Source organism: Mycoplasma sp. 1012 (genome assembly GCF_054343455.1).
The window spans coordinates 1-10,292 of the sequence record NZ_JBTGVG010000031.1 but is presented as its reverse complement, the minus strand read 5'-3'; the positions used below and the strand labels follow the sequence as shown (position 1 = coordinate 10,292).

7 protein-coding genes are annotated in these 10,292 nt (G+C 21.1%); 3 read left to right on the top strand and 4 right to left on the bottom strand.

The features are described from left to right. Positions 1–1,017: hypothetical protein (locus ACXX89_RS03770; RefSeq protein ID WP_458557702.1), on the top strand; the 1,017-nt coding region annotated here is incomplete at its 5' end. Positions 1,018–1,077: 60 nt separating this feature from the next. On the opposite strand, the gene ACXX89_RS03765 is transcribed toward ACXX89_RS03770, so the two are convergent. Continuing rightward, positions 1,078–2,064 carry a hypothetical protein gene (locus ACXX89_RS03765; RefSeq protein ID WP_436358417.1) on the bottom strand — a complete coding sequence of 329 codons (987 nt, stop codon included), beginning with the start codon at positions 2,062–2,064 and terminating at the stop codon, positions 1,078–1,080. Positions 2,065–2,446: 382 nt separating this feature from the next. Further along, complete coding sequence (locus ACXX89_RS03760) at positions 2,447–3,070, bottom strand: hypothetical protein (protein WP_436358416.1); 624 nt, start codon at positions 3,068–3,070, stop codon at positions 2,447–2,449. 129 nt (positions 3,071–3,199) lie between these two features. Here ACXX89_RS03760 and ACXX89_RS03755 point away from each other — a divergent pair, with 129 nt between their 5' ends. After that, complete coding sequence (locus ACXX89_RS03755; RefSeq protein WP_458557701.1) at positions 3,200–4,960, top strand: site-specific DNA-methyltransferase; 1,761 nt, start codon at positions 3,200–3,202, stop codon at positions 4,958–4,960. 2 nt (positions 4,961–4,962) lie between these two features. After that, entirely contained in the window at positions 4,963–7,248 is a 2,286-nt protein-coding gene (locus ACXX89_RS03750; RefSeq protein WP_458557700.1) for a DEAD/DEAH box helicase family protein, read from the top strand. Positions 7,249–7,264: 16 nt separating this feature from the next. Here the strand turns inward: ACXX89_RS03750 and ACXX89_RS03745 are convergent, their stop codons facing one another. Both ACXX89_RS03745 and ACXX89_RS03740 read right to left on the bottom strand, forming a co-directional pair. After that, a complete protein-coding gene (locus tag ACXX89_RS03745; RefSeq protein ID WP_458557699.1) occupies positions 7,265–8,185 on the bottom strand; it encodes an aromatic motif membrane protein in 921 nt (306 codons plus the stop codon). Further along, positions 8,175–10,037 carry an aromatic motif membrane protein gene (locus tag ACXX89_RS03740; RefSeq protein WP_458557698.1) on the bottom strand — a complete coding sequence of 621 codons (1,863 nt, stop codon included), beginning with the start codon at positions 10,035–10,037 and terminating at the stop codon, positions 8,175–8,177. The genes ACXX89_RS03745 and ACXX89_RS03740 overlap by 11 nt, the downstream gene beginning before the upstream one ends. Positions 10,038–10,292 lie beyond the last annotated feature (255 nt).

The window sequence follows — 10,292 nt, the reverse complement described above, 5'->3', positions numbered from 1 at the left end:
TATAATCCAAATCAAAATGTGATTTATAAAATTCATGAAGGATATAAACCAGATAAAGAATGAATTAGACATAAATGACATAATTGAAAACTTGTGAATACTGTAAAATCCAGAGTTGTAAAGTATGCTGCAGATATTGCTGGTAAATATTATTTTGCTTCTGGTTCAATTATAGGAAAAGTTAATAATGATCCAAATGATGCTAGATTTTATGTTTTAACAAATCAACACGTAGATAGAGAAGTAGGTAGTTTAAGTCAAATTACAGGTGATAACCTTCCTTATCAACCTAAAATAAATAGAACTTTCTTAATTGCAAGTGATAAATACAAAAATGATATTAATCCAGGATATAGATATAATGCTACTGAAAATGATGTTGGATTTAGCAAAGTACCATCAAAAATTATATGAGTTGGTGGATGAGATAAAAGTCAAATAGGTAAAAATGGTACATCTAAAGCTGCATATGATGCAGCAGTAGCTGTTATTGATTTAAAAGCACTTTTAAAGCAAACAAAAAGAGATGGAAGAATGGGACTTGCTAAACATTTAGAAAATCTTTTTAAAATTCCTGATTTAAAATTTGATGCAAATTATAAGCAAAGCGAAATGTTTGTTCCTACAATTAGAGATACAGCTCACTTAGGTTTTCCTGTGTGAGGAACTAAAACAGGATATGTAAATCATAGACCGACAATAGGTAGAGATAATGTTAGATTTACACAAACACCTAATTTTGCACCTTTATATTTTGGAACAGGGAATTCTGGTTCTGGAATATTTACGGATGACAATAGTTTTATAGCACTTTGAACATCTGGTTCTGGTGGAGCATGATCTGATGGGTTCCGTTATGATACAACAGATTTTAATTATTTTGGTATTAACTGAAATAACGAAAATCCATTAAGCTTAAAGAACACAGGTTCTTTTGGTGCTCAAATAGCAAGAGCAAATGCTAAAGATCCTAATTCTTTTGCACTCCCTTGATTCTGAAAAGAAATAAAAGAATAAATGCAATGAAGAAAAACTTCATTGCTTTTTATAAATGATTTTTAGGTTAAATATTCAAAATTAAAAATTTTCAATTAGTTGTTTAATAATTAATTTATTTTCAATAAATACAGCATTATTTAAAGTTTTTAAAAGCATTTTTTTGTTATTTTCCTGTAAATTTTCCGTATTTTTATAATTTTTAGATAGTTTGAGTTTGTTAAAAGTTTCATCTAGAATATCTTTTTCAAATTCAATAGAAAAAATAAAATTATCAATGGTTTTTAATAGTTTAAAAGATTCTTTTTCACTTTGAATTTTTTGTTTATATATTAAATTAAAAATGTTTTCAAAAAGATTTCAATATTTATTTGAAATTATAAAACCATTACTTTTTGTTTGAAATTCTTTAATAGTATCATTATTAAAGATAATTTCAATATTGACTTTATTTATTATTCCTCGAATTGTTTCATTATCTTTATATAGAATTTTATTAAAATTTTGTTCTAATTTTAATTCATTAATAGGGACTGTGGATATTAAACTTATTTTGTTAATTAAGGAGTAGTCATTTGTTAGTATATATTCTGCTAGATCATTGATAATAACTAAATTTTTATTTTTTAGTTTTTCAATTATAAATGAAATTTTTTGAAAATTAAAATAAATTTGAATCAATTTAAAACTTTTAAAAAAATTAAGTTTAGAAATATTTATAATTATTAAAAATATCATACAATAATTCATAACAAAATAGTTGTTATAATAATATAGTAAATAATATTCCGAAATATTCTTAACTAGTTTTAATGAAAAATAAACGGAAAAAATAATAAATAAAATTTTTAAGTAAAATAAAATTTTTTCAATTGTTTCTTGGTTTTGATAGTATTTTGAAATTTTGTCATAAATGAAAGAAAAATTTAGTGATAAGGCAGAAGATATTAAAATACAATAACTTGTAATTAGAAAAGAAAATAAGATTTTAATAATAAGATATTTAAAGGAAGTAATTGCACTTATTTTTTCTATTTCTCTTTTTATAAAGTATTTTGTTTTGTTCATAAAAGTTGTCTCCCATTTTTAAATTTAAAATGTAAAAAAAAGTAATATTTAGTTAAAATAAATATTTTAAAATTACTAAATTTTTTATTTCTTTTAAGCATTAATTTGATAATAATAATGTTTAAAGTTCTTAAAAAACCTAAAATGAAAAATAAAAATAAAATAATTCCACTAAAATAACTGAATAAAAAAATTAAGTTATAGACAATTCCAAAAAACAAATTATTGTAAATAAAATCAATATAAAAAAAAGAAATTAAGGTAAAAATAATTAAATAAAGGTAAATCAAAAATTTGGCTATAACTTTTAAAAAACTGTTATTTTCATTAATTATTTCTGTATAAAATAAATAACCATTCTTTTTATCAAAATAGATTTTCATTATTCAATGAATTTTCTTTCTGTTCCATTTATTTTGTTTATATATCTTTTAATTGCAGTTTCTTTTATTGAGTTAATTGAATTGATCATATTTTTAATCTTATTATACATTATTGGTCCATTTGGTCCTGTTCTGTGATAGAAAGGCAAACTATCAATTATATTTAATAAGTCACTTAAATCGTTTTTAATTTTGTCTAAATCACCATTAGTTGAGATTAAAAAAGAAATTTCATATACTTTTTCTCTTGTTCTTTCATCTATAAAATTAGATGCTTCTATTATTTGACTTATTCCTTCAAAAACTCCACTAAGAATTCCTGAAAAAATTTTAGTTTTATCTCATATAGGATCTCCGGGTATTACTGATTCTGAAAATCAACCTATATTATCAGATGAAGTTGAAAAAAAGATAGCAACTTTTTCTCTGTTATAATCTGCTTTTAATATCATATCTGATAAATAATCGGATAAATCTCTTTTTAGAGAATTTCATTCTCAAAATTCTATTTCATCTTTATATTGATAAAATTTATAATCATTTAAAACTTTTTTAATATAAATTAGCGGTAAGTCTGGTCCATTTTTATTTATTAAATCTATTATTTGTGTTGGTATAAACATAGTTTCTCCCTATTTAATAATATTGTTATATTTTAATTATACTCCTTTATTTTATTAGATTTTAAAATAAATAAAATAATACTTATAGTAAAATTTAATTTATAATAAAGAAAATAAAAGGAAGTAAAAATGAGTAATTATTCAAAAACAAAACAAGAAGAATTTGTAGAATTAATAAAAGAAATAAAAAGCGAAACTAGAGATGAAAAAAGATTAATTCAACTGAATTTATTATTAAAAGAAGTAAGTCAAAAAAGATTCGGCTTAATTTGAGAAGAGCAAAAAGAAAAAGTAGATAATGTTTTAAAGTCGAATATTCTTTTTTTGCAGGAAAATAAAGCAAATAAGATAATTAATTCTAAAGAAAAGTCATTAAATTTTTTAATAGAAGGTGAAAACTTATTGACCTTAAATTTACTTTTGAAAACTCATAAAAATAAAATCGAAGTCATTTATATTGATCCACCTTATAACACTAAAAATAAAGATTTTATTTATAACGATAATTATGTTGATGCAAATGATAAATTCCCGCATTCTAAATGATTATCTTTTATGAATAAGAGATTGAAATTAGCTCGCGAATTATTAGCAGATAATGGAGTTATTTTAATTAGCATAGATGAAAATGAGTTTGCTCATTTGAAAATTTTATGCGACCAAATTTTTGGAGAATTTAATTTTATAGAAAATTTTATTTGAATTAAAAATTCAACAAAAAACAATTCTAAAACAACATCAACTAATCATGAATACATTTTGTGTTATAGTAAAAATAGAGAAATTTTAGAAAGAAAAAATTTCTTTAAAATAACTAAACCAGGATTTTTAGAAGTGCAAAATTTACTTCAATATGCTAAAGAAGAAAATTTAGAAATTTCGGAAGTAGAACAACTATTAAAATCTTTTTATAAAGAGAATCCCCAATTAAAAGGAATTTCAAACTATAATAAAGTTGAAAAAGAATATTTAACAAAGACAGATTGAAATTTTAAAGTTTTTGCTTTAGATAATACTTCTTCTCCTGTTTTTAGCGAAAAAAATAATTATAAAATTCTTCATCCAATTACAAAAAAAGAATGTAAAAATCCAAAAACAGGATGAAGATATAGCTTAAAAACTATGGAAGAACATTTAAAAAATAATCGAATTTATTTTTATGATGATGAAACTAAAACACCACGTTTCAAAAGGTTTTTATCAGATTCTGAAATGGAAGTAGCGAAATCGGTAATTGAAAATACTAAAGAAGGTATAAAAGAAATAAATAAAATATTGATTAATAAAAACTTTAATAATCCAAAACCTGTTAGTTTAATAAAATATATATTAAGTTTTTTTAATAAAAATTCAATAGTTTTAGATTTTTTTGCCGGTAGTGGAACTACTGCACAAGCAGTAATGGAATTAAATAAAGAGGATAATGGCAAAAGACAATTTATTTTGTGCACAAATAATGAAAATAACATATCTAGAAATATAACTTTTTCAAGAATAAAAACTGTTATAACAGGATTCAAAGAGAATGGCGAAAAATATTCAAATGGTTCAGAGTTTAATTTAAAGTATTTAGAAGTTAAAACTATAAATTTTGCACAAGCAGAAAAAGAAGATTTTGAAATAGAAGAAATATTAATCAATAGTTCTAAATTGCTTGCAGAACTAGAATATTTAAATGAAATTAACAATGAAGAAATTTATTTTATAAATAATGAAGAAGAAATAGAAACTGCTTTAAAAATAATCAAAAATAAAGGAAAATTGTTTATAAATACAGAAGTAGAGTTAAACTTAGAACAACAAAAAGAAATTGAAAAAAAAGAAATATCGCTTTTCAAAATCCCTTACAAATATTACTTTGAAGAACTTAAAAAGATAAGAGGTTATTAATTATGAAACTAAAAGAATTTCAAGTAAAAGCTGCTCAAAAAATATTTGAAAAAACATTTTCAACCATCAATAACAGCACAATAAATAAAATTATTTTACAAGCACCTACCGGTTCAGGTAAAACATTAATTTTATTTGAATATATTAAGCAGTTTATTTCAAATACTGATAATTATATTTTTATTTGATTAACACCTGGAAAAGGGGAATTGGAAGTGCAATCTTTTAATAAAATGAGAAAAAGTTTTCCAGCAATGATTTCTGGAGATTTGGATGATGTTTTACTAAATGGTTTTGAAAATAAAGGAATATATTTTATAAATTGAGAAAAAATTACAAATAAAACGAATATTGCTATTGCACAAACAGAAAAAAATAATTTTTTTGATAGAATAAACGAAGCTAAGTTGAAAAACTATAATTTTATAGTTATTATTGATGAAGAGCACAATAATAACACAATAAAAGCTAATTTTATTATTGAATCAATTTCTCCAAAAAGTGAAATTAGAGTTTCAGCAACGCCTATAAAAAAATCAAATAATTATCAAGAAATAATTATTAGTGAAAGTGATGTTATTGAAGAAGGATTAATAACAAAAGGAATTTTTATAAATAAAGATCTTGAAAAAAATAAAGGCAATAATATATCTTTTGAAACAAAATATTTAATTGAAAATTCAAATCAAATAAGAAAAAATATAATTACAGAATATCAAAAAATAAATCTCGACATTAATCCATTAGTGTTAATACAATTTCCTAATTTAAATGATAATTTAATTTCACAAGTAGAAGAAATTTTAAATAACTTAGGTTTTAATTATGAAAATGGAAAAGTAGCTTCTTGATTTTCAGAAAGAGATTTAGAAACCGAAGGAACTAAGAAAATAAAAAAACTTAGTAAAATCAATTTAGTTCCTGATGAAATAGTTAAAAATAATAATGAAGTTTCTTTTTTATTATTCAAGCAAGCAATAGCAACAGGTTGAGACTGTCCAAGGGCAAAAATTTTAGTTAAATTGCGTGATAATATGAGTGAAAAATTTGAAATTCAAACACTTGGACGAATTAGAAGAATGCCAGAAGCCCATCATTATAATAATGAAATATTAGATTATTCCTATTTATTTACATATGATGAAAAGTTTAAGAATGAAGCTATTTTATTAGGTGGATTTGAAGCTGAAAAATTATTTTTAAGAGAAGGTGCAAAGGATATTACATTATTAAAACAAATTCCAAACAAAAATTATGCTTACAATGAAAATAAAACATTATTAGAAGAAATCAGAGAGTATTTCTTAATAAAATATAACCTTAAAATCAATGAATTTGAAAAAAATAAAGAAATTTTAAAACAAAATGGTTTTATAATAAATGAAAAAATAATTACAAGTTTTCTACAAGGAAAGATTAATAATTTACAGGAAAATCCTTTTGAAAATGTTAGTGAACATACCAATGAAGTAGATGTAAGCACAAGTGATCATGGAAGAATTTTAATGAAAAGTATAGATCAATTGAAAAACCATCTTAATCTTTCCTATGAAGATTTAAAAGAAACTATTTTGCATAAGTTATTTAAAAAATCTTCATTATTTAGGTTAAAAAGCAAAAAAGATAAAAAAATATTATCTTTAAATAATAAAGAATTCTATTCATTTATAATTAATAATTTTGAGAAATTACTGGAAATATTCAAAAGATTTGAAGAAACGAAAATATTACAAAATTCCCTTTTAGAAGTTAAAGAAGTCGAATTCAAAATCCCTAAAGAAGAATATTATTCATTTATAAACTATGAAAAAGAAAATAAAATATTAACAACAAATGTTTATAAAAATTATTCATTAGCTATGATTGATAGTGAAAAACTGCGTTCAAGAGCAGAAATGAATTTTGAAATTTGGTGTGAAAATAATCAAAATTTTATAAAAGATGTTTATAGAGTTGGAAATAAAGGTTATTCTAATTTTTCAATAATTTATTATAATTCATTTCATAAGCAAAAATTTTTACATATTGATTATATAATCAGAACTCAAAACAAAAATATTTACTTAATAAAAATAGAAAAAGATAATTTTAATAAAGAAGAAGATTTAAAGGCAATGTTTAATCAATTAAAAAAATATTGTTTAAAAAATAAATATAATTTTGCTTTTATAAAGGAAAAACAGTATAAAAACGATTTCAAATTTTTTATTAATAATACTATTTATTCTAGTGATATTAATGATGAATCTTGAATTGAAATTGAAAAAATGATAGAAAAAAATAGATAGTTATGCTATCTATTTTTTATAATTTTAAATCAGCAAATGTGTATCTTATGGGTTTTCCGCCTAAATTATCTAGAAAAATTTCTAGAGAAATTGCTGAGGAATTAGAGTTTAAACCTCTTGATTCTTTTTCTTTTACATATTTTTGAATATCAAAATTAGATTTATTATTTTCTATATTTCATTTTTTAATTTTATCTGCTCATAAAATAAAATTGATTTTATTAGATGTATTATTTTTGTTTTCATCAAATTCTTTGATTAATTCCATTTCAAAAAGTAATCCATCATAGTTTACAAAATAAAATTTGAAATCTTGTTGATAATCTTCGCCTTCTTCTTCTAACTCTTCTTTTGTTAAATTTAAATTATCTTGAGTTTTCAAAATAGCAAAGTCTAAAATTTTATTATCTTTTGATATATAAAATAAAGGATTAGTTAGCAAGTTTTCTCTAGATTTTTCTGTTTGTTCTTCTTTAGTACCGGCAAATAAATTAGTTGTATCAGCCAATTGAATAAAAACTATTTTATTAAGATTAAATAAGAAAAACAACCAATTTTTACTAGTTAATTCTTTTATTTTAGCAAGAGATTCACTATAAGGCAATGCTTTTTTTGAAATAAAACCATCATCGGTATTATTTTGAATAGTTGTATAATAATATAACCAATTTTTAATATCTAAAAATGTTGTTTTAACATCTAATTCTTTTTGTTGCTTTATAAATTGATTCTTTTTATCTTCAGAATCAAATGTAACATTTAGAATATTTGTAATAAAGTCAGAATTTATAAATTTATTTCATTCTTTATCTTCTTTTTCATTTTCTTGTATTTTCATTTGATTAATTTGATTTTGTTGACTATTAGTATTTAAATTACAAGAAGACAAAAATAAAGGAAAAATGGTTAAAAAAGGAAATATTTTTTTAATTTTCATTTAGATCCTTTCATATAATTAACATTTCTGCAGGTTGTCCATATCTAATTTTTTTAATTAAATCATTTTCAAAAGCTTGATAATGTTGAAAACTATCGTGATAAATAGCATTATGAAAAATAGTTGTGATTGCATTTATCGATATATTATCTGTTTTAGAATTGGCAAAATAGAAAATAAAAGGGTTAAATTCTAGTGTTGTTCCACTATCTTTTAAACTTATTTTAATATTAAAAATTTGATTATTTCTTTTGATATATAAATCTTTATAAGAATTACTTAATGCAGTGGTATCCCCTTCTTTAATTTCATTTAATAAATTATTAGAAAAGTAAGTGTCACTATAGTTATCTAAATCTTCTAAACTTTCTAAATATTCTTTTGATGGAGATAATTTATTACCATTTTTATCTACTTTATTAGTTATTGGTAGTGTAAATCAATTACTAAATACAGCTTTAAATTTAGTTAAATTTTTTAAAACAAAATATCAATTTTGAGATAAGAAATTTTTATATTGTAAATAAATAGGATTTTTTCTAAAATCAAAAGAAGAAGATTTTTTTATTTCTTTAGCAAAGTTTTTAAATCTTTTTTCTATTTGTTTTTCTTTTTCTTGTTGATTTTGAATAAATTTATTTATCATATCTTCATCTTTATTAAATTGAATATTTAGAATTAAAGATAAAATATTCTCTGTATTTTTTTCTTCAATAGTTTTGCCTTTATCAACAATATCTAAAGAAGGGTTTATGAATTTTTTAAAATCATTATCAATATAAAATTTATCGTTTTTGTCTTGATTGTCTTTATCTTCTTTTTTGTTGTTAATAAAAGAAGAATTTATATTTTTTAATAAATATTTTTTTAAAGAAAATTCCTTTTCAAGCTCTTTAAAAACTAAAAAATCTAAATTTAAAAAAGTAGTAGAGTTTGAAATATTTAAGTTATTTAAATTAGAATATTTCTCTTCAATTTTTTTATAACCTTCAAGTTTTCTTTGGTTTTTTTCTTCTTCAGTTACATCTTCTTCATCTTCGAGTTCATATTCTAAGTCTTCGTCAAAATCTTTTTTATCTTTTTCTATTTTTTCTTTGATAATTTCTTCTTGTTTGCTTTCGAATTTATTTGCAAACAACTCAATATCTTCTTTTGTTATATTTTCTTTATTTATCTCATATATTTGACTATCTAATCTAAATTTAAATATGTTGTTTTTATAAACAAATTTTTGCAATCTTATAACTTTATTTTTGTCAATAACAATATAAAAAATATCTTTCGATGCTAAAATATTGTCTTCTAATTGTTTATGTACTTTTATAAAAAAATCAATGGATTTTCCTTTCAAATTTAAAAAATTTAAAGAATCAGTTTTAAAATATTCATTTTCTTTTTGTGAATAGAAATTAGAAGTAAATCTATTAACATCGTAAGGATAATGTAAAAATTCTAAGAGATCTAAATTTTTTAAAATTCAATATCAATTGTTGTTTAAATTTTCTTCTAAAATAGATTTTCCTATTTTGACAACTGCTTCATTAGAATTACCGCCTTGAGCTTGATTTGGTCTAAGTGGATTATAAACAAATAAAGAAAATTTTAAATCTTCTAATTTTTTATCACTTATGTTTTCTTGTTCAAGAATGTAATTATTTATTTTTTCTAAATTATTTTCAAAAATATCTTTTAATAAAAGATCAATTTCTTTGTTGGAATAAAAATTTTTTTTATTTTGTGCATTTGCTTCATCGTGAAAATTAGTTTTTGCTTCATTACACGAAACAAAAGAATAAAAAGGCGAAAATAAAACTAAAAAAGGTAGAAATAATCTTACTTTTTTATTTTTCATTTTTATTATCTTTCTACTTATAAACTTAGAATAACTATTAATAATTATAACTTATTTATAAAAAAGCAATAAAAAAATTCCCTAAGGAATAATTTCAATCCGCTGTATAAATAATAGTTATTCTAAGTTGTTGTTAATATGTTTATTTATTGTTATTTAATTATTTATACTAAAAAATTATACTATTTTTTGCAAAATAATGTAAATTATTAATCAAAATGTCCTTTTTTTAGCGATATGAAAATAATAATTATT